This window comes from Phytobacter sp., from assembly GCF_059074235.1.
Window position 1 is genome coordinate 16,062 of sequence record NZ_JCACPZ010000004.1, and the last position, 18,056, is coordinate 34,117.

Consider the following 18,056-nt stretch of genomic DNA (forward strand, 5'->3'; position numbering starts at 1 on the left):
AGTCGCTATGCTAGATACCATGCGCAAATATGGCATGACGTTGACGCTGTTCGCGGCGGCTTCAACCGGCATGACTGCGGCCATTAACCAGTTGACCAAATCCACCATTGCCGATCAGGCTGTCATGCAGCAAAAAGCGCTCTTCAGTCAGGTATTGCCCGCTGACAGCTATAATAATGCGTTGCAGAACAGCTGTTATCTGGTGAATGCGCCTGAGCTGGGTAAAGGTCAACACAAAATCTATATCGCCCGTCAGGACGATACCCCGATTGGTGCGGTCATTGAAGCAACGGCCCCTGATGGGTATTCCGGTGTAATTCAGTTGCTGGTCGGTGCCGATTTTAAGGGTACCGTGTTGGGTACGCGAGTCACCGAACACCATGAAACACCAGGCCTGGGTGACAAAATTGAGCTGCGCATTTCCGACTGGATCACCCGCTTTGCAGGTAAGAAAATCGACGGTGCCAACGATACACACTGGGCGGTGAAGAAAGACGGCGGTGATTTTGATCAGTTTACCGGCGCGACCATCACACCACGTGCAGTGGTCAATGCTGTTAAGCGAGCAGGCCTTTATGCCCAAACGCTACCGGCCCAGCTTTCCAGTTTGCAAACCTGTGGGGAGTAACCATGAGCGAAATTAAAGAGATTATCGTCCAGGGGTTGTGGAAAAATAACTCTGCACTGGTTCAGTTGCTGGGCATGTGTCCACTTCTCGCCGTCACCTCCACCGCCACCAACGCCCTGGGGCTGGGGCTGGCGACCACGCTGGTGCTGACGCTGACCAACCTGACCATTTCACTGGTGCGCCGCTGGACACCGTCAGAGATCCGAATCCCGATTTACGTGATGATCATCGCCTCGGTGGTAAGTATCGTGCAGATGCTGATCAACGCCTATGCCTATGGGTTGTACCAGTCACTGGGGATTTTTATCCCGCTCATCGTCACCAACTGTATTGTTGTTGGGCGCGCCGAAGCCTTTGCGGCTAAAAAAGGACCTGGGTTATCCGCGCTGGATGGCTTCTCCATCGGTATGGGAGCAACCTGCACCATGTTTACGCTGGGCTCCATTCGCGAAATCCTCGGTAACGGTACGCTGTTTGACGGTGCCGATAGTCTGCTCGGTGGGTGGGCGAAAGTGCTGCGTGTCGAAGTGTTCCATACTGACTCTTCTTTCCTGCTGGCCATGCTGCCACCGGGTGCATTCATTGGTCTTGGCATGCTGCTGGCGATTAAGTATCTGATCGACGAACGTTCGAAAAAACGCCGCGCCGCGGTAGTGGCAAACGAAACAGCGCAAACTGTGCCCGGGAAGGCCTGATGAATAAAGTCAAACGGCGGGAAATTCTCACCCGCCTGCGGGACAACAATCCGCATCCCACGACGGAACTGAACTTCAACTCACCTTTTGAACTGCTGATTGCCGTATTGCTCTCTGCACAAGCGACGGATGTGAGTGTCAACAAGGCAACTGCCCTGCTCTACCCGGTTGCCAACACCCCGCAGGCGATGCTGGACCTCGGTGTCGACGGCGTGAAGGGTTACATTAAAACTATCGGCCTGTTTAACACCAAAGCAGAAAACGTCATCAAGACCTGCCGTATCCTGCTTGAAAAACACGCGGGTGAAGTCCCGGAAGACAGAGTCGCGCTGGAGGCCCTGCCCGGCGTCGGACGCAAGACGGCCAACGTGGTGCTTAATACCGCTTTTGGCTGGCCAACCATTGCTGTAGATACGCATATCTTTCGGGTCTGTAATCGCACCCATTTCGCACCGGGTAAAAATGTTGAACAGGTTGAAGACAAGCTGCTCAGCGTGGTTCCCGCGGAATTTAAGGTCGATTGCCACCACTGGCTGATTCTGCACGGCCGCTATACGTGTATTGCGCGCAAACCCCGCTGCGGCTCCTGCATTATCGAAGATTTATGCGAATTCGAGAGCAAGACAGAGCTCTGAATTCGCTGTCTTTCAGAACGGCCTGATGATAGCGAGCAGAATCATCATCGCCACTGCCACCACGACCACAGCAGTGGCCTGAGAGACCATCCCCGAAATACGGGTGCTTGTGCCCGCGGCCAGGCGGCGTAGCGTGCCGGTCAGTACGCCGTGGATCCCGGAAAGCCCCACAACCACCAGGATTTTGAGTACCAGCCAGAGGTGCGGCATCTGGCCGTGCAGAACCACCATCGCAATCCCCATCAGCCAGAGCAGGACCATTGCGGGCGAAGTGACCTTACGGCTCCACTGACGCACAAATTCCAGCATAGCGATGGGTAACGGTGCTTTTTGACTCTGTAGATGGTTACACCATCCGGCCGTCACCGCCATCACCAGAATTCCGCCGATCCAGATAATGGCCGCAATGATGTGCACAGCATTTAGCCATGGGTGTAAATTCATGGGGCAAACTCCGAAAAAATGAGAGAGATAAAGTCTGACAGTGTCGAATGAGACTGTCATCGACTACAGACATGCAAACAAAAAAATCCGCAAAAACATTGATCTGCGGCAGACTCGACGCGAACGTCGTTGTTCAAACCTTACAGTAAAAGTGGAGAAAAATCCTGGCCTTACCCCCCCAACACTGAAATGCCTTTCTTTTGACGTTATTTATTCCATCCAGCAACTCAATCCTCGCGATAAAAGCCACTTATGAGCATTCACTATGGTACATAGTTTTTTTATGCCAAAAAAATTCTACCACCGCGTGATTATTATCACATTGCTAATAATGTGTTAATTTCTTGCTTCTTCCTACGTTATCGTTTGCGCGTCACGACTTTTAATATGGCAAAAACCAACACATACAACCGAAAAATTAAATCATATTGGTCTGATTAACTGCACTTCAAGCAAAACAGCAGAATATATCACCAATTATCACCACCACCCCATCATGGATAGTGAAAAAAACTGCAATAACCACTGATGCAAAATTTAACGCTGAATAACATTTGCCGACACCGATTATAATATCGCTTAAGATAAATGTAACAGATCATTACAAAGCTCTTGCCTCAAACCCCAGGATAGTGAACATTACCCGCCGTTTTCCCTCCCGCAATAATTATAAGCGCGATAAATACTGGGAATCGCGTATCGAGTCACCCCGTTAATATGGGATGTAAAAAAAGAGGTATTTGTGTCTACTGCAAACAATAAACCAACAGAAAGCGTGAGTCTGAACGCTTTCAAACAACCAAAAGCGTTTTATCTGATCTTCTCCATTGAATTGTGGGAGCGTTTCGGCTTTTACGGTCTGCAAGGGATCATGGCGGTCTATCTGGTTAAACAGCTGGGCATGTCTGAGTCAGATTCTATTACCCTGTTCTCCTCCTTTAGCGCGCTGGTGTATGGCCTCGTTGCCATTGGCGGCTGGTTAGGTGACAAAGTACTGGGTACCAAACGTGTCATTATGCTGGGCGCAATCGTGCTGGCCGTCGGTTATGCGCTGGTTGCCTGGTCCGGTCATGATGCGGGTATTGTCTATATGGGCATGGCGGCCATTGCTGTGGGTAACGGCCTGTTTAAAGCCAACCCCTCTTCCCTGCTGTCAAAATGCTATGCCAAAGATGATCCACGCCTGGACGGTGCATTCACCATGTACTATATGTCCGTTAACGTCGGTTCATTCTTCTCTATGCTGGCAACACCGTGGCTGGCCGCACAATTCGGCTGGAGCGTGGCCTTTGCACTGAGCGTGGTCGGCCTGTTGATCACTATCGTGAACTTCGCCTTCTGCAAACGCTGGGTCAAAAACTACGGTTCCAAACCTGACTTCGAACCCGTACGCATCGGCTACCTGCTGGCCACCATCGTGGGTGTGGTGATTCTGGTGACGATTGCGACCTGGCTGCTGCATAACCAGGGTATTGCGCGTATGGTTCTGGGCGTGGTTGCGTTGTGCATCATCTGTATCTTTGCTAAAGAGACGTTTGCTCTGCAGGGTGCAGCACGCCGTAAGATGATCGTGGCCTTCATTTTGATGCTGCAGGCTATCGTTTTCTTCGTACTCTACAGCCAGATGCCGACCTCTCTGAACTTCTTCGCCATTCGTAACGTTGAGCATACCCTGCTGGGCCTTACCTTTGAGCCAGAGCAGTTCCAGGCGCTGAACCCGTTCTGGATCATCATTGGTAGCCCGATTCTGGCGGCTATCTATAACAAGATGGGTGACACCCTGCCGATGCCGCATAAATTCGCTATCGGTATGGTACTGTGCTCTGCAGCCTTCCTGGTGCTGCCGCTGGGTACCAAATTCGCCTCTGATGCAGGTATCGTTTCCGTTAACTGGCTGGTTGCAAGCTATGGCCTGCAAAGTATTGGTGAGCTGATGATCTCCGGCCTGGGTCTGGCAATGGTCGCTCAGCTGGTTCCTCAGCGCCTGATGGGCTTCATCATGGGTAGCTGGTTCCTGACCACCGCCGGTGCAAACATCATCGCCGGTTATGTTGCGAACCAGATGGCGATTCCGGAAAACGTGACTGACCCGCTGATGTCTCTCGAAATCTACGGTCACGTGTTCCTGCAGATCGGTATTGTTACCGCGATTATCTCCGTACTGATGATCGTCGCAGCACCGAAGCTGAACCGTATGACGCAGGGCGATGACAACGATGCGCAAGCCTCTGAAACCGCAGCCGCATAACGTTTAGTGCTGTACTGTCAGAGAAAGCCGTTAACTTTTCGTTAACGGCTTTTTTTTTATGCCATCAGGTAATAATCTATGCCCGAATTCAATCATCAGGAGTGAAGAATGAAACTGTTTTATAAACCAGGTGCCTGTTCACTGGCTTCCCATATCGCGCTGCGTGAAGCAGGTAAAGACATTGAACTGGCAAGCGTGGATTTGATGAAAAAGCGCCTGGAAAACGGTGATGACTTTTTTGCTATCAACCCGAAAGGACAGATCCCGGCGCTGCAGATTGACGCTGACACTCTGCTGACCGAAGGCGTAGCCATCATGCAATATGTTGCAGACAGCGCACCGCAAAGCCAGCTGTTGGCACCGGTTGGCGATCTGGAACGTTACAAAACGCTGGAATGGCTGAATTTCGTTGCCACTGAGCTGCACAAAGGCTTTACGCCGCTGTTCCGCCCGGACACACCGGAAGATTTCAAACCAACGGCCCGTGCGTTGCTGGAGAAAAAACTGCAGTACGTTGACGATACCCTGGCAAACCAGCAGTGGATCAACGGTCAACACTTCTCCATCGCCGATGGCTATCTGTTCACTGTTCTGCGCTGGGCTGTTGCGGTGAAACTGGCTATGCCTGCTGCGGGCAATATCGCTGCTTATATGCAGCGTGTAGCCGCCCGTCCGGCGGTAGCTGCAGCGATGGCGGCAGAAGGCATTTAACGTCGCCATAATAAATATCCTCCGGCATAGCCGGAGGTTTTTCAAATGCGCCTATAAGGCTCTGTTACCAGCCGCGCCCTAACAGGCGCATACGATCTGACATTTGCATCAGACTTCGCTACTTACGGCCCGTAAACGGGCTGCCCGGATAAGGGATCGATAACTGCTCCCCCATCTTATCCTCTTCAAGCTGGTGCTTTATGTATTCCTGTATCTTTGCCGTGTTCTTACCCACCGTGTCTACGTAGTACCCACGGCACCAGAACTCCCTGTTTCTGTACTTGAATTTCAAATCCCCAAACTGCTCATAAAGCATCAGACTGCTTTTGCCTTTCAGATACCCCATGAACCCCGACACACTCATCTTCGGTGGGATTTCCAGAAGCATATGAATGTGATCCGTACAGCATTCTGCTTCTAGAATATGGACGTTTTTCCATTCACATAGCTTTCTTAATATGCCGCCTATTGCTCTGCGTTTCTCCCCATAAAACACCTGTCGGCGGTATTTGGGCGCAAAGACTATGTGATATTTACAGTTCCATCGGGTGTGCGCTAAGCTCTTTTCGTCCCCCATTGGGACCCCCTTTTGATTTCTTGTTTAACTTTTGCAGTTGCCAGACCGCAAAGATGTTTTAACAAATCAAAAGGGGTTTTTATATCCGGCTCAAAGCTGAAAGCTTTACTGAACCCCCAGCCTAGCTGGGGGTTTTCTATAGACAAAAAAAGGGAGTGATTTCTCACTCCCTTCTGTTACATTCCCGCCCGCTTATTTCCAGCAGATCAGGCAGTAGTTCTTCTTACCACGACGCAACAGCGTGTAACGACCAAACAGACGGTCGCTGTCCGCGAAGAAGTATTCCGGATCAGCCTGTTTCTCACCGTTAATGGTCACTGCGTTTGATGCGATGGTTTTACGCGCCTGGCCACGAGATGGTTGCAGCTCGGAATCCACCAGCGCCTGCATCAGGTCCGCACCTTTTTCCATTTCGATCATCGGCACGCCATCCTGCGCCAGTTGTTCGAAGTCCGCTTCGCTCAAATCGCTCAGGGTTCCGTTGAACAGGCTTTCGGTGATGCGTTTTGCCGCCACCAGACCTTCTTCACCGTGCACCAGTTTGGTAACCAGTTCAGCCAGCACGTACTGCGCACGCGGTGCTTTACCGCTGTTTTTATCTTCTTCTTCCAGCGCATTAATTTCTGCAATGTCCATGAAGGTGAAGAATTTCAGGAAGCGATAAACGTCCGCATCGGCGGTGTTGATCCAGAACTGATAGAACTTGTACGGGCTGGTTTTCTTCGGATCCAACCAGACTGCGCCACCTTCCGTTTTACCAAATTTGGTACCGTCAGCTTTGGTAATCAACGGAACCGTCAGACCAAAGACCTGGTTCTGGTGCAGACGACGGGTCAGGTCGATACCGGAGGTGATGTTACCCCACTGATCGGAACCGCCGATTTGAAGCGCAACGCCGTGCAGATTGTTCAGGCAAGCGAAGTCATAACCCTGCAGCAGGTTGTAGGAAAACTCGGTGAAGGAGATCCCCTGATCGTCACGGTTCAGACGCTGCTTCACCGCTTCTTTGTTGATCATCTGGTTTACAGAGAAGTGCTTGCCGATATCACGCAGGAAGGTCAGCACATTCATGCCGCCAAACCAGTCGTAGTTGTTGGCTGCAATCGCTGAATTTTCGCCACAATCGAAGTCGAGGAACGGAGCAACCTGTTTGCGGATTTTGTCCACCCACTCCTGCACGGTGTCTTCGGTGTTCAGTTTACGCTCTGCGGCTTTAAAGCTTGGGTCACCAATCAGACCCGTTGCACCGCCGACCAGTGCGACAGGTTTATGCCCTGCCTGCTGGAAGCGTTTCAGGCATAACAAAGGAACAAGATGCCCCAAATGCAAGCTGTCAGCGGTGGGATCGAAGCCGCAATAGAGCGCGATCGGGCCTTGCGCCAGTCGCTCTGCTAACGCTTCTTCGTCCGTCACCTGGGCTACCAGCCCGCGCTCTTGCAATTGTTTAATCAAGTTACTGCTTGCCATCAAATTCTCCATTTAAAACGACTGCACCTCTGCCGGTACACGACTTTTCGCTATTTACGAAAGCTACATAGAATAAAGCGCCGGATGCAGTAGCACCAGCGCTTAACTCAACATTTTTTAGGGATTAGGGTGCGAGGCGATCAATTTTCCAGGTATCGTTTTCGCGTTGATACAAAAAACGATCGTGCAGACGGTTAGCACCGCCCTGCCAGAATTCCATTTGCTCAATACTGACGCGGAAACCACCCCAGAAGCTGGGCAGGGGCACTTCGCCCTGCTGGAATTTTTGCTTAAGCTCAAGGAACTTGCTTTCCAGGATACCACGGGCGGAAATGCGGCTGGATTGCTGGGAGACCCAGGCACCAATCTGGCTGTCACGTGGGCGGCTGTGGAAATACTTCACCACCTCCAACGTCGAGAGGCGTTCCGCCTTTCCAATGACCATCACCTGGCGCTCAAGCATATGCCATGGGAAGAGCAGGCTGATGGCCGGGTTTTTCTCGATCTGATGTGCTTTACGGCTGCCCAGATTGGTGTAAAACACCAGTCCGCGCTCATCATAATGTTTCAGCAGCACAATACGTTGGTAAGGCTGCCCGGTTTCATCGACAGTCGCAACGACCATCGCAGTCGGGTCGGCAAGTTTGGCTTCACAGGCCTGGCCCAGCCAACGTTCAAACAGTGGCAAAGGCTCAGCGGGCAGGTCATTACGGCGAAGTCCGCCTTTGGTGTATTCACGGCGCAGGTGCGCGATTTGCTGCAATTGATCGTTATCAGACATGGCATTAGCAAAATGAGTCATTAGGTGGGGCTATTGTGCGCCCCCCCTGCAAAAATCTCAACGCTGCGGGTTTTGTAGCTGACAGTTGTTCAGTACGATGCGGTCGCGCTTGTAGACCGTCGCGGTGTCTCCTTTTGACCAGAAGACGTATACACCGTCTGTATAGCGTGCACCGGAAGCGGAAAGCCCCTGGGCCAGGGTCAGCAATTTGTCGTCATAGACAAAGCTCGCCTCCTGGCGGGTTTTATTCAGCTTCACACTAAGCGGTTTTTCCTCACACTGGTATTCCAGGGTGTCGGTATGCATTCTTTCGACAAATTGGTTGTAATAGCTACATCCGGCGAGCAGTGCGGGCAGGCAAACGATGAGTATTTTTTTCATAAGGTGATTCCACGACGGTCCAGGTCCTGGAGGATGCGATTAACATCCTCCCTAAACCCCGGAGTCTAGCGTTACGTCGTCTGACTGAACGTCAGTTAACTCTGATTCTGCCGTGGATTGGCGGGGAAAATAGCCCCGAGAACCGTAGGCTGTGATGCACCAGTCACCGACGGAAGATTTCCCGGTAACCCTGCCAGCGTACGCCAGGCAAGCCAGGCGAAGGCCAGTGCTTCCATATCGTCACCGCTAATACCCGCTTCATCCGTCGTAGTAACTTCTGTACCCGGTAGCAATGCTGATAGTCGCGCCATCACCAATGGATTTCGGCTGCCACCACCGCACACCAGCAGACGATCGCAACCGCCGCTCAGCAGCACCTGCTCAGAAATGGTCACCGCCGTCAGCTCCACCAACGTGGTCTCTACATCACGAGGATCCAAAGCAGGAAAATGGGCAAGATGGCGTTCAAGCCAGCCATAGTTGAAATATTCACGCCCCGTACTTTTGGGTGCCGGTGCCGCAAAATAGGGATCGCCCAGCATGTTTTGTAGCAGCGGCAAAATCACTTTACCCCCACTCGCCCACTGTGCGTCTTTATCATAAGGCTTGCCGAGCTGTCGCCAGATCCAGGCATCCATCAACATATTGCCAGGACCGGTATCATAGCCGCGCACCGGCATATCAGGGAATAGTAGAGAGATGTTGGCGATGCCGCCAACGTTCAGCACCATACGGCGCTCTGTGGGATGCGCGAGCAAAGCATGATGAAAAGCGGGGACCAAAGGCGCCCCCTGCCCGCCAAGTGCGATGTCACGACGGCGAAAATCGCCCACCACGGTGACACCCGTGCGCGCGGCAATATGGTTGTTGTCGCCAATTTGCATTGTGTGCGGCTCATCGCCGACGGGCTCATGCCAGACGGTCTGGCCGTGGCAGCCAATCGCCACAATATCTTTCGCGGTAAGATGTTCCCGTGACATAAGCGCCTGCACCGCGTCAGCAAAGAGTTTGCCTAACTGGCTGTCCAGGCGTCCCAGTTGCGATAACGTGAGCGGCTGCCCCTGACAAACGTTAAGGATCGCCTGCTTCAGGGGGATGGGCATCGGCCACGTCAGGCTGGCTTGCTGCGCAACCATCTTGTCGTCAATCGCCGCGAGCACCACATCCACACCATCAAGACTCGTCCCGGACATCACGCCAATATAGCGACCCGATTTCATACGCCTTCCTTCGTTGTGAAACTGAGGGTTATCACTCCATCATAAAATGGTTTTCATGACTATCGATTACAAATACTTTTTAACAATCAAGTCAGACTTTACCCCGTCGCAAATCGCCGCCTCTGGCATATAATCGGCTCGTTTAAACATGGTTAAATCCGGTGTTGATATAATTTTTGTCGCGATTTGGCAGAAGACATGACCAGGAATGGCGAGATGCCATATAATTTAATCATGACGGATGCTCAACCGAGCGCGTTTTGGTGAACAGGAGATTCATAAATGATGTTACGTGCACTGGCAGTTACGCTGGTTGGTTTCACTCTGGCTGGTTGTGTTAACGATAATTCGCTCTCCGGAGACGTCTATACCGCCTCTGAAGCCAAACAGGTGCAAAATGTCACTTACGGTACCATTGTTAACGTTCGCCCGGTGCAGATTCAGGGCGGCGATGACAGCAACGTGATTGGTGCGTTGGGTGGTGCGGTACTGGGTGGGTTCTTGGGTAACACCGTCGGCGGTGGTACCGGACGTTCACTCGCAACGGCAGCAGGTGCTGTCGCTGGCGGCGTTGCCGGCCAGGGCGTTCAGGGCGCAATGAACAAATCCCAGGGCGTGGAACTGGAAATTCGTAAAGACGATGGCAGCAGCATTATGGTCGTGCAGAAACAGGGGAACTCCCGCTTTGCTGCCGGTCAGCGTGTCGCTCTGGCGACCAATGGTCGTCAGGTTACCGTCTCTCCGCGTTAATCCCTGCGTCGTGACACCCGTTTAGTCACACACTGGACGAAAAAAAAGCCTTGTATCAACAAGGCTTTTTGCTATTTAGTCTTTCGACTGTAGTTCATTGATATTTTGTTCTAACCGCGAAATCAGACCGATCAACAGTTCAAGCTCCTCGGCAGAAATCCCGGAGAGAATTTCCCCCCGCGTTTTCTTAATTACCGTTTCCATCTCTTCAATGATGGGGTCAGCTTTTTCTGTCAATTTAATCCGCTTTGCACGGCGATCGTTGGCACACGTCTGTCGAGAAATAAGACCTTTCTCTTCCAGTTGGTCCAAAGTGCGCACCAGCGAAGGCTGCTCAATGCCAATCGCTTTTGCCAGTTGAATTTGCGACTGATCGGGTGGAAGCTGATGAATGTTATGCAGCGTGACCCAATGCGTTTGCGTCAATTCCAGAGGTTTCAGGCGATGGTCAATTAATGCACGCCAGATGCGCACTAAGCGTGCCAGATCAGAACCTAATGGCGATTCCAATTTCATCTCCTTATAATTAGCTTGCTAAGTTATTATACTGATTTTAGAATAGTGTGCAGCATTTATATTTCTAAAACAAATGCATTGCTCTGCGCAGGTCGTCAGTGCTTCCTTTCCTCCTCCGCGTGATGAATCTATGCTGTAAACACGTTCCAGCGATGCTTTCAAAGGATTAAAACTCGTGACGTCACCCCTCCACGCCCCTGCGTTGCCCATGCAGGACCTGATTTTCGGCGCCTCGGTTTACTTTCCGCCGATCTTTAAAGCGGTCATGCTGGGCTTTTTGCTCTGGCTCGTTGTTCATCGCATCATCCGTGACTGGATGTACGCAGGCGATATCTGGCACCCCATTCTGATGGATCTTTCTCTGTTCGTGATTGCGATCGGTGTATCGCTCGCGATCTTGATGGCGTTTTGACTATGCAATTGAAATCATTTAAATATTTCTCAACCTTATTAGTACTGGCGGTGGCTATCGTTGCCGGATGGTGGCTGTGGAATTTCTATATGCAGTCTCCCTGGACGCGTGACGGAAAAGTTCGGGCAGAACAGGTCAGTATTACGCCGCAGGTCTCTGGAAGTATCACTGCGCTCAATGTAAAAGATAACCAGTTTGTGAAAGCAGGAGAGGTTCTGTTCCGCATCGACGAAACACCCTACGAGATTGCGGTGCTGAATGCTCAGGCGCAACTGGCACGGGCACAGACCGACCTGTCGAAAGCCAATAACGAAGCCAACCGTCGGCGCCATCTTTCACAGGGCTATATTTCTGCCGAAGATCTCGACACCGCCAATATCAATGTTAAAGCAATGCAGGCAAGCGTGACCGTCGCACAGGCGCAGCAGGAGCAGGCGCAGTGGCAGCGGGAACAAACGACAGTGAAAGCGCCGGTTGATGGCTGGGTCACCAATCTCTCTGCCCGCACCGGTAATTATGCCACTGCAGGTCAGCCTGTTTTTGCCCTGGTCGACAGCCATTCATTTTATGTCGTGGGTTATTTTGAAGAGACAAAACTACGCCATATTCGCGAAGGCGACACTGCTAACATCGTGTTATATAGCGGAAATATCACGTTACAGGGTCACGTATCCAGTATTGGCCGCGCTATTTATGACCAGAGTGTGGAAACGGACAGTGGACTGGTGCCGGATATCAAGCCGAATGTCCCCTGGGTGCGTCTGGCGCAGCGCGTTCCGGTCCGTATTCAGTTTGATACCGTGCCTGCGGACGTAACGTTGATTTCTGGTACCGCCTGTACCGTTTCAATTGGCCATTAAGCGTGAATAATCCGTTCCCCTTCCCCTGGTCAACGGCAACATCCGGTCAGTGGCGCTATGCCATTCGTAACAGCGTGGCCATGTGCCTGGCGTTGACCATCGCCTATTACCTCAATCTCGATGAACCTTACTGGGCGATGACCTCGGCGGCGGTGGTGAGTTTTCCTACTGTCGGTGGCGTTATCAGTAAAAGTCTTGGGCGCGTTGCGGGAAGTCTGATGGGGGCCTGCGCCGCGTTGATGATTGCCGGGCATACGCTAAACGATCCCTGGCTGTTTCTGTTTGCCATGGCGGGATGGATTGGTCTGTGCACCTGGGCCTGCGCCCAGTTCAGCAATAATGTGGCTTACGCTTTCCAGCTCGCCGGCTACACGGCGGCGATTATCGCCTTCCCGGTGGTTAACATCACCGATACCACCGAGCTTTGGGATATCGCCCAGGCCCGTGTTTGCGAAGTCCTGCTGGGGATTTTATGCGGCGGCATGATGATGATGATCCTGCCCAGTACGTCGGATGGCACCACGCTGCTTTCCGCACTCAAGAAAATGCATGCCCGTTTGCTGGAACATGCCAGCCTGCTCTGGCAACCAGAAACCACCGACGCCATTCGCACTGCGCATGAAAGCGTGATAGGCCAGATCCTGACGATGAATTTGCTGCGCATCCAGGCTTTCTGGAGCCATTACCGTTTTCGCCGCCAGAACGCATTACTCAACTATTTACTCCATCAGCAGTTGCGTCTGACCAGCGTCATTTCCAGCCTGCGCAGAATGTTGGTTAACTGGCCCGATGCCCCGGCAAACACACGTTCTGTTATCGAATCCCTGGTGGTCGCACTGGCGAACCCACAGACTGACTTTTATACAGTGGCGCGGATTATTGCCCCACTCGCTCCTCATAACGATCACGATTATAAGCACCAGGCCTTCTGGCAGCGTTTACACTATTTTTGTCGCCTTTACCTCAACAGCAGCCGTTGGCTGGCACGCGTCGAAAATGCCACGCCGGTGACAGAATACACATTGCCGCACCGCACTGGCCTCACCCGCTACACCGATAACACCGAAGCGCTCTGGAGTGGGCTGCGCAGTTTTTGCGCCCTGAGCCTGGTGGGGGCCTGGACGATTACCACGCAATGGGATTCCGGCTCTGCGGCACTGACATTAGCCGCGATCAGTTGCGTGCTCTATTCCGTTTCCCCCGCCCCTTTCCGTTCGCTCACTCTGCTGCTGCGTACCCTGTTTTTGCTCACCCTGTTCAGCTTTGTGGTCAAATTTGGCCTGATGGTCCAAATCAGCGAACTGTGGGTCTTTTTGCTGTTCCTGTTCCCTTTATTGGCAACGATGCAACTCTTCAAATTGCAGATGCCGAAACAGGCCGGATTGTGGGGACAGTTGATCGTCTTTATGGGATCGTTTATCTCGGTGACCAACCCGCCGGTTTACGATCTGGCGGATTTTCTGAATGATGATCTGGCGAAAATTCTCGGCGTCGCCCTGTCATGGCTGGCCTTTGCGGTCCTGCGCCCCGGTTCAGATGCGCGTAAAAGTCGCCGTCAGATTCGGGCACTGCGCCGGGAGTTTGTCGATCAGCTTAGCCGTTTGCCATCACGCAGCGAGCACGAATTTGAGTCGGTGGTCTATCATCACATTAGCCAGTTAAGTAACAGCCAGGATGCGCTGGCTCGTCGGTGGTTATTACGCTGGGGTGTGGTGCTGTTGAACTGCTCTCATGTGGTGTGGCAACTGAGAAAATGGGATGCGCGCTCCGACCCTCTCAGCCAGGTGCGCGATTTGTGCCTGAGTTTGCTGCGCGATGTGATGAGCGAACGCGGCGTTCAGCAACGTCCGCTCACCGTCACGCTGGCAGAACTACAGCGCATCTGCGATAAGCTGTCACATCATCATCAACCGGCAGCCCGGGAGCTTGCCGCCGTTATCTGGCGTCTGCACTGCTCGCTTTCACAACTGGAGCTTGCGCCGACCCAGGACTCAATCGAGAGCGTTACGACCTAATGACACCGCAGGCGTAACGCGCGCCTCCGCCACCCAATGGTTTTGGCGAATCGGACATGTTGTCGCCCCCCACGTGGATCATCAACGCTTTATCTTTCACTTCAGAGAGTTTTTTCAAACGTGGCGCAACAACGGCCTCGGTCGCCTTACCGTCGTTGTTAACGACCAGTACCGGTAAATCACCGAGGTGTCCCATGCCTTCAGGGCCTTCATGTTTGCCGGTCGTATGAGGATCAAGGTGTCCGCCAGCGGCTTCAGCGGCAGATGGTTTCCCCTCTTTCATTGCCGGTTCGCAGCTGCCTTTTGCATGAACATGGAAGCCATGCTCACCGGGAGGAAGCCCCTTTAGATCGGGCGTAAACGTCAGCCCTTTGTCGGTTTCAGCGATAGAAACAGTCCCGATGGACTGCCCCGAACCCTCTGGTGTAACAAGGTTCATCTCAACTTTTTCACTGGCCGCCTGTGCACTTGCACAGACGAACAGTGTCAACATTGCCAGACTAAAACGCTTCATAAAACCTCCGATTTTCACTTTTACCCTGTAAGTTTAACGCAGGAGAAAAGATCCACCGGAAGTCAGCGTAATCTGCGATTACGGTACGTCGTAACCCAGCGCCGCTTTACGAATGCGGAACCACTGCTGGCGCGTCATATTGAGGCTTTCAGCCACCAATGCAGAACGCACGCGCTCAATTTTGCCGGAACCGATAATCGGCAGTGGCTGCGACGGCAGACGCATAACCCACGCATAAACCACCTGCTCAATGCTCTGCGCATTCAGCTCCTGGGCCACCTGTGTGAGCTCATCACGCAGCGGCTGGAACTCAGCATCATTGAATAAGCGACCGCCACCGAGACAGGACCAGGCCATCGGGCGAATGCGCAGTTGCTGAAGTTGGTCGAGGGTGCCATCGAGCAACAGCGGCTGATTCACCGGTGAAAGCTCGACCTGATTGGTCGCCAGGGTAAACGGCAGCCGGGACTGTAGTAAGGTGAATTGAGCAGGGGTAAAGTTCGACACGCCGAAGTGACTCACTTTGCCGCTCTGATGCAGATGCAGGAAGGCCTCGGCCACTTCATCGGCATCCATCAATGGATCCGGGCGGTGAATCAACAGTAAATCAAGATGATCGGTCGCCAGATTTGTCAGTGATTGCTCTGCACTGGCAATAATATGATCGCGGTCGGTAATGTAGTGCCCAATGGCATGCTCTTTGCGCGCCGTCGTGGCGATCCCACACTTGGTGACAATCTCCATCCGACTACGCAACTGCGGCGCGAGTTTAAGCGCTTCACCAAATGCAGCTTCGCACAGATAGCCACCATAAATATCCGCATGGTCGACCGTCGTTACCCCCAGATCCAGGTGCTCTTCAATAAAGCTGACCAGCTGGCGCGCAGACATATTCCAGTCCATTAGACGCCAGTAGCCCATCACGAAACGGGAGAACGTTGGTCCTTGCGGGGCAAGGGTAATTCGCTGAACCATAACCACTTCCTCAACAATAATTTCAGGTGAGTATACGCAATTATGGCGTCAAAACAGTGAGGGTTGCTGAGGTTCTTCAGGTGGGGTGGCTTTATTCGCACGCAATTTGCGCATTAAGCGCTGCCGACAGAGACGCAGCACGTCCTGCTTTTGTACGTCCGTCATGTTCTGCCAGTTAAACCGCTCATCCCGGCTGCGCATACAGCCTCGACAGAATCCCCGTTCATCTGACTGGCATATTCCCCGACACGGACTCTGAACGGGGAAAAACTCCAGTTGCTCCGCCACACCTCACCCCTCTCTTTGGTCTCATATCTCTTATTGAAGACGGACTGGCGCTAACCTGCAAGTTCAATAAAGGCATCTATTGCTACTTGCACCAGACCGATCGGTCTAGTAGAGTGCAATTCCATGAGCAGAAACAGCGAACACGATACCCGAGAACATCTTCTGGCCACCGGCGAGCAATTATGCATGCACCGTGGATTTACCGGGATGGGGTTGAGCGAATTACTGAAAACCGCGGAAGTGCCGAAAGGCTCTTTCTACCACTATTTTCGCTCGAAAGAAGCGTTTGGTGTGGCGCTACTGGAGCGGCACTATGCGGGCTACCACCAGCGCCTGGCGGAACATTTCGCTCGCGGCGAAGGGAATTATCGCGATCGCCTGCTGGCGTACTATCGCCATACGCTCGTGCAATTTTGCGATCAGGGAATCATCAGTGGTTGTCTGACGGTAAAACTTTCTGCTGAGGTGTGTGACCTGTCCGAAACCATGCGTACGGCAATGGACAGAGGGGCAAGCCAGATTATTGCCCTCCTCGCCAGTGCACTGGAAAACGGTCGTAACGAAAAATGTCTGGCCTTCCAGGGCAATGCACATACGCAGGCTCAGGTTCTTTACGCGCTCTGGCTTGGCGCGAATTTACAAGCCAAGATTTCGCGCAGTGCCGTGCCGCTGGAAAGTGCCCTGGCCCATGCGCAAAGCATCATAGCAGCGCCTGTCTGACGGGCGTTTTTATTTGGAATTTAACTAGTCGACCGGTCTATTCAGGAGAGTTTATGTCCAGTAACATTTTTACCCCGCTGAAAGTGGGCGCCATTACCGCTCCAAACCGTGTATTTATGGCGCCATTGACGCGCTTGCGCAGCATTGAACCGGGCGACATCCCTACGCCGCTGATGGTCGAATACTACCGCCAACGCGCCAGTTCCGGCTTGATCATCAGCGAAGCTACCCAGATTTCTGCTCAGGCAAAAGGTTATGCGGGCGCACCTGGTCTGCACAGCCCGGAGCAAATTGCCGCCTGGAAAAAAATAACCGATGGTGTTCATGCTGAAGATGGCCGTATTGCCGTGCAGCTGTGGCATACCGGTCGTATTTCCCATAACTCTCTTCAGCCTGGTGGTCAGGCCCCGGTCGCGCCTTCAGCGATTGCAGCAGGCACCCGAACTTCTCTGCGTGATGCAAACGGTAATCCAACCCGCGAAGACACTTCAGTACCGCGCGCGCTGGAGACCGAAGAGATCCCAGGAATCGTTAATGATTTCCGTCAGGCCGTGATCAATGCACGTGATGCCGGTTTTGACCTTGTTGAGTTGCACTCTGCACACGGTTATCTGCTGCACCAGTTCCTCTCCCCATCTGCTAACCATCGTACCGATCAGTATGGCGGCAGCGTTGAAAACCGCGCCCGCCTGGTACTGGAAGTGGTGGATGCCGTCAGCGAAGCCTGGGGTGCCGATCGTATCGGTATTCGCGTTTCGCCTATCGGCACTTTCCAGAACACGGATAATGGCCCGAATGAAGAAGCCGATGCTCTGTACCTGATTGAAGAGCTGGGCAAACGCGGTATTGCCTATCTGCACATGTCCGAGCCGGACTGGGCAGGCGGTCAGCCATACACCGAAGCCTTCCGTCAGAAAGTGCGTGAGCGTTTCCATGGTCCAATCGTGGGTGCAGGTGCTTATACCGTCGAGAAAGCAGAAGATCTGATCGGTAAAGGATTGATCGATGCCGTGGCATTTGGTCGCGACTACATCGCCAACCCAGATCTGGTTGAACGCCTGAAGCATAAAGCGGAACTGAACCCGCAGCGCCCGGAGAGTTTCTACGGCGGTGGCGCTGAAGGTTATACCGATTACCCTTCTTTATAATCCCTCGATTGATAGCGGCAAGGATTCGCCGCTATACTAAAACTCTGTTTCGAATAAGAATTCACTCACGC

Annotated in this window: 21 protein-coding genes; 11 read left to right on the forward strand and 10 right to left on the reverse strand. The window is 52.7% G+C overall.

Features of this window, described 5'->3' with window-relative positions:
• The first annotated feature begins 7 nt into the window (after positions 1 to 7).
• Genes rsxG through nth form a run of 3 tightly spaced genes read left to right on the forward strand, consistent with a single transcriptional unit; the run spans position 8 to position 1,958 of the window.
• A complete protein-coding gene (rsxG, locus tag AC5JPW_RS03845) occupies positions 8 to 628 on the forward strand; it encodes an electron transport complex subunit RsxG (protein WP_494238348.1) in 621 nt (206 codons plus the stop codon).
• 2 nt (positions 629 to 630) lie between these two features.
• On the forward strand, positions 631 to 1,323 hold the full coding sequence (locus tag AC5JPW_RS03850; RefSeq protein ID WP_494238349.1) for an electron transport complex subunit E: 693 nt from the start codon (positions 631 to 633) through the stop codon (positions 1,321 to 1,323).
• Positions 1,323 to 1,958 carry an endonuclease III gene (gene nth / locus AC5JPW_RS03855; RefSeq protein ID WP_494238350.1) on the forward strand — a complete coding sequence of 212 codons (636 nt, stop codon included), beginning with the start codon at positions 1,323 to 1,325 and terminating at the stop codon, positions 1,956 to 1,958. The genes AC5JPW_RS03850 and nth overlap by 1 nt, the downstream gene beginning before the upstream one ends.
• Before the next feature lie 12 nt (positions 1,959 to 1,970).
• Here the strand turns inward: nth and AC5JPW_RS03860 are convergent, their stop codons facing one another.
• Positions 1,971 to 2,402, reverse strand: coding sequence for a CopD family protein (locus AC5JPW_RS03860; RefSeq protein ID WP_494238351.1), 432 nt, complete (start codon positions 2,400 to 2,402; stop codon positions 1,971 to 1,973).
• A gap of 742 nt (positions 2,403 to 3,144) precedes the next feature.
• Between AC5JPW_RS03860 and dtpA the strand changes: the two genes are divergently transcribed.
• Together dtpA and gstA are read left to right on the forward strand one after the other, a co-directional pair.
• A complete protein-coding gene (gene dtpA, locus AC5JPW_RS03865; protein WP_494238352.1) occupies positions 3,145 to 4,650 on the forward strand; it encodes a dipeptide/tripeptide permease DtpA in 1,506 nt (501 codons plus the stop codon).
• Between the two features lie 108 nt (positions 4,651 to 4,758).
• On the forward strand, positions 4,759 to 5,361 hold the full coding sequence (gene gstA, locus AC5JPW_RS03870) for a glutathione transferase GstA (RefSeq protein WP_494238353.1): 603 nt from the start codon (positions 4,759 to 4,761) through the stop codon (positions 5,359 to 5,361).
• Between the two features lie 118 nt (positions 5,362 to 5,479).
• On the opposite strand, the gene tnpA is transcribed toward gstA, so the two are convergent.
• The 5 genes from tnpA to anmK all read right to left on the reverse strand — a co-directional run bounded on the left by tnpA (position 5,480) and on the right by anmK (position 9,787).
• Positions 5,480 to 5,938 (reverse strand): IS200/IS605 family transposase, encoded by a 459-nt coding sequence (gene tnpA, locus AC5JPW_RS03875; protein ID WP_494238354.1) that lies wholly within the window; start codon positions 5,936 to 5,938, stop codon positions 5,480 to 5,482.
• 192 nt (positions 5,939 to 6,130) lie between these two features.
• A complete protein-coding gene (tyrS, locus tag AC5JPW_RS03880; RefSeq protein WP_494238355.1) occupies positions 6,131 to 7,405 on the reverse strand; it encodes a tyrosine--tRNA ligase in 1,275 nt (424 codons plus the stop codon).
• 124 nt (positions 7,406 to 7,529) lie between these two features.
• Complete coding sequence (pdxH, locus tag AC5JPW_RS03885; RefSeq protein WP_494241115.1) at positions 7,530 to 8,186, reverse strand: pyridoxamine 5'-phosphate oxidase; 657 nt, start codon at positions 8,184 to 8,186, stop codon at positions 7,530 to 7,532.
• A 57-nt stretch (positions 8,187 to 8,243) separates the two neighbouring features.
• Entirely contained in the window at positions 8,244 to 8,567 is a 324-nt protein-coding gene (gene mliC / locus AC5JPW_RS03890; RefSeq protein ID WP_494238356.1) for a C-type lysozyme inhibitor, read from the reverse strand.
• 95 nt (positions 8,568 to 8,662) lie between these two features.
• Positions 8,663 to 9,787 (reverse strand): anhydro-N-acetylmuramic acid kinase, encoded by a 1,125-nt coding sequence (gene anmK / locus AC5JPW_RS03895; RefSeq protein ID WP_494238357.1) that lies wholly within the window; start codon positions 9,785 to 9,787, stop codon positions 8,663 to 8,665.
• Positions 9,788 to 10,069: 282 nt separating this feature from the next.
• Between anmK and slyB the strand changes: the two genes are divergently transcribed.
• A complete protein-coding gene (gene slyB / locus AC5JPW_RS03900) occupies positions 10,070 to 10,537 on the forward strand; it encodes an outer membrane lipoprotein SlyB (protein WP_437430451.1) in 468 nt (155 codons plus the stop codon).
• A gap of 75 nt (positions 10,538 to 10,612) precedes the next feature.
• On the opposite strand, the gene slyA is transcribed toward slyB, so the two are convergent.
• Positions 10,613 to 11,053, reverse strand: coding sequence for a transcriptional regulator SlyA (gene slyA, locus AC5JPW_RS03905; RefSeq protein WP_494238358.1), 441 nt, complete (start codon positions 11,051 to 11,053; stop codon positions 10,613 to 10,615).
• 175 nt (positions 11,054 to 11,228) lie between these two features.
• Between slyA and AC5JPW_RS03910 the strand changes: the two genes are divergently transcribed.
• Genes AC5JPW_RS03910 through AC5JPW_RS03920 form a run of 3 tightly spaced genes read left to right on the forward strand, consistent with a single transcriptional unit; the run spans position 11,229 to position 14,340 of the window.
• Positions 11,229 to 11,465 carry a DUF1656 domain-containing protein gene (locus tag AC5JPW_RS03910; protein ID WP_494238359.1) on the forward strand — a complete coding sequence of 79 codons (237 nt, stop codon included), beginning with the start codon at positions 11,229 to 11,231 and terminating at the stop codon, positions 11,463 to 11,465.
• Positions 11,466 to 11,467: 2 nt separating this feature from the next.
• Positions 11,468 to 12,325, forward strand: coding sequence for an efflux RND transporter periplasmic adaptor subunit (locus AC5JPW_RS03915; RefSeq protein WP_494238360.1), 858 nt, complete (start codon positions 11,468 to 11,470; stop codon positions 12,323 to 12,325).
• Positions 12,326 to 12,327: 2 nt separating this feature from the next.
• Positions 12,328 to 14,340 (forward strand): FUSC family protein, encoded by a 2,013-nt coding sequence (locus AC5JPW_RS03920; RefSeq protein WP_494238361.1) that lies wholly within the window; start codon positions 12,328 to 12,330, stop codon positions 14,338 to 14,340.
• Here AC5JPW_RS03920 and sodC read toward each other — a convergent pair.
• The 3 genes from sodC to AC5JPW_RS03935 all read right to left on the reverse strand — a co-directional run bounded on the left by sodC (position 14,330) and on the right by AC5JPW_RS03935 (position 16,117).
• Positions 14,330 to 14,854 carry a superoxide dismutase [Cu-Zn] SodC gene (gene sodC, locus AC5JPW_RS03925; protein WP_494238362.1) on the reverse strand — a complete coding sequence of 175 codons (525 nt, stop codon included), beginning with the start codon at positions 14,852 to 14,854 and terminating at the stop codon, positions 14,330 to 14,332. The two genes, AC5JPW_RS03920 and sodC, sit on opposite strands and share 11 nt — an antisense overlap.
• Positions 14,855 to 14,932: 78 nt before the next feature.
• On the reverse strand, positions 14,933 to 15,829 hold the full coding sequence (locus AC5JPW_RS03930) for an aldo/keto reductase (protein WP_494238363.1): 897 nt from the start codon (positions 15,827 to 15,829) through the stop codon (positions 14,933 to 14,935).
• A 48-nt stretch (positions 15,830 to 15,877) separates the two neighbouring features.
• Entirely contained in the window at positions 15,878 to 16,117 is a 240-nt protein-coding gene (locus tag AC5JPW_RS03935; RefSeq protein WP_494238364.1) for a DUF1289 domain-containing protein, read from the reverse strand.
• A 123-nt stretch (positions 16,118 to 16,240) separates the two neighbouring features.
• Here AC5JPW_RS03935 and AC5JPW_RS03940 point away from each other — a divergent pair, with 123 nt between their 5' ends.
• Together AC5JPW_RS03940 and AC5JPW_RS03945 are read left to right on the forward strand one after the other, a co-directional pair.
• On the forward strand, positions 16,241 to 16,837 hold the full coding sequence (locus AC5JPW_RS03940; RefSeq protein ID WP_494238365.1) for a TetR/AcrR family transcriptional regulator: 597 nt from the start codon (positions 16,241 to 16,243) through the stop codon (positions 16,835 to 16,837).
• A 53-nt stretch (positions 16,838 to 16,890) separates the two neighbouring features.
• A complete protein-coding gene (locus AC5JPW_RS03945; protein WP_494238366.1) occupies positions 16,891 to 17,985 on the forward strand; it encodes an alkene reductase in 1,095 nt (364 codons plus the stop codon).
• Positions 17,986 to 18,056: the final 71 nt, after the last annotated feature.

Coding starts and splice junctions, on each gene's coding strand:
- slyA (WP_494238358.1), bottom strand. CDS start 11,053: ATGAAATTGGAATCGCCATTAGGTTCTGATCTGGCACGCTTAGTGCGC.
- slyB (WP_437430451.1), top strand. CDS start 10,070: ATGATGTTACGTGCACTGGCAGTTACGCTGGTTGGTTTCACTCTGGCT.
- tnpA (WP_494238354.1), bottom strand. CDS start 5,938: ATGGGGGACGAAAAGAGCTTAGCGCACACCCGATGGAACTGTAAATAT.
- nth (WP_494238350.1), top strand. CDS start 1,323: ATGAATAAAGTCAAACGGCGGGAAATTCTCACCCGCCTGCGGGACAAC.
- AC5JPW_RS03860 (WP_494238351.1), bottom strand. CDS start 2,402: ATGAATTTACACCCATGGCTAAATGCTGTGCACATCATTGCGGCCATT.
- AC5JPW_RS03850 (WP_494238349.1), top strand. CDS start 631: ATGAGCGAAATTAAAGAGATTATCGTCCAGGGGTTGTGGAAAAATAAC.
- AC5JPW_RS03930 (WP_494238363.1), bottom strand. CDS start 15,829: ATGGTTCAGCGAATTACCCTTGCCCCGCAAGGACCAACGTTCTCCCGT.
- rsxG (WP_494238348.1), top strand. CDS start 8: ATGCTAGATACCATGCGCAAATATGGCATGACGTTGACGCTGTTCGCG.
- mliC (WP_494238356.1), bottom strand. CDS start 8,567: ATGAAAAAAATACTCATCGTTTGCCTGCCCGCACTGCTCGCCGGATGT.
- gstA (WP_494238353.1), top strand. CDS start 4,759: ATGAAACTGTTTTATAAACCAGGTGCCTGTTCACTGGCTTCCCATATC.
- tyrS (WP_494238355.1), bottom strand. CDS start 7,405: ATGGCAAGCAGTAACTTGATTAAACAATTGCAAGAGCGCGGGCTGGTA.
- pdxH (WP_494241115.1), bottom strand. CDS start 8,186: ATGTCTGATAACGATCAATTGCAGCAAATCGCGCACCTGCGCCGTGAA.
- sodC (WP_494238362.1), bottom strand. CDS start 14,854: ATGAAGCGTTTTAGTCTGGCAATGTTGACACTGTTCGTCTGTGCAAGT.
- AC5JPW_RS03915 (WP_494238360.1), top strand. CDS start 11,468: ATGCAATTGAAATCATTTAAATATTTCTCAACCTTATTAGTACTGGCG.
- anmK (WP_494238357.1), bottom strand. CDS start 9,787: ATGAAATCGGGTCGCTATATTGGCGTGATGTCCGGGACGAGTCTTGAT.
- AC5JPW_RS03940 (WP_494238365.1), top strand. CDS start 16,241: ATGAGCAGAAACAGCGAACACGATACCCGAGAACATCTTCTGGCCACC.
- AC5JPW_RS03945 (WP_494238366.1), top strand. CDS start 16,891: ATGTCCAGTAACATTTTTACCCCGCTGAAAGTGGGCGCCATTACCGCT.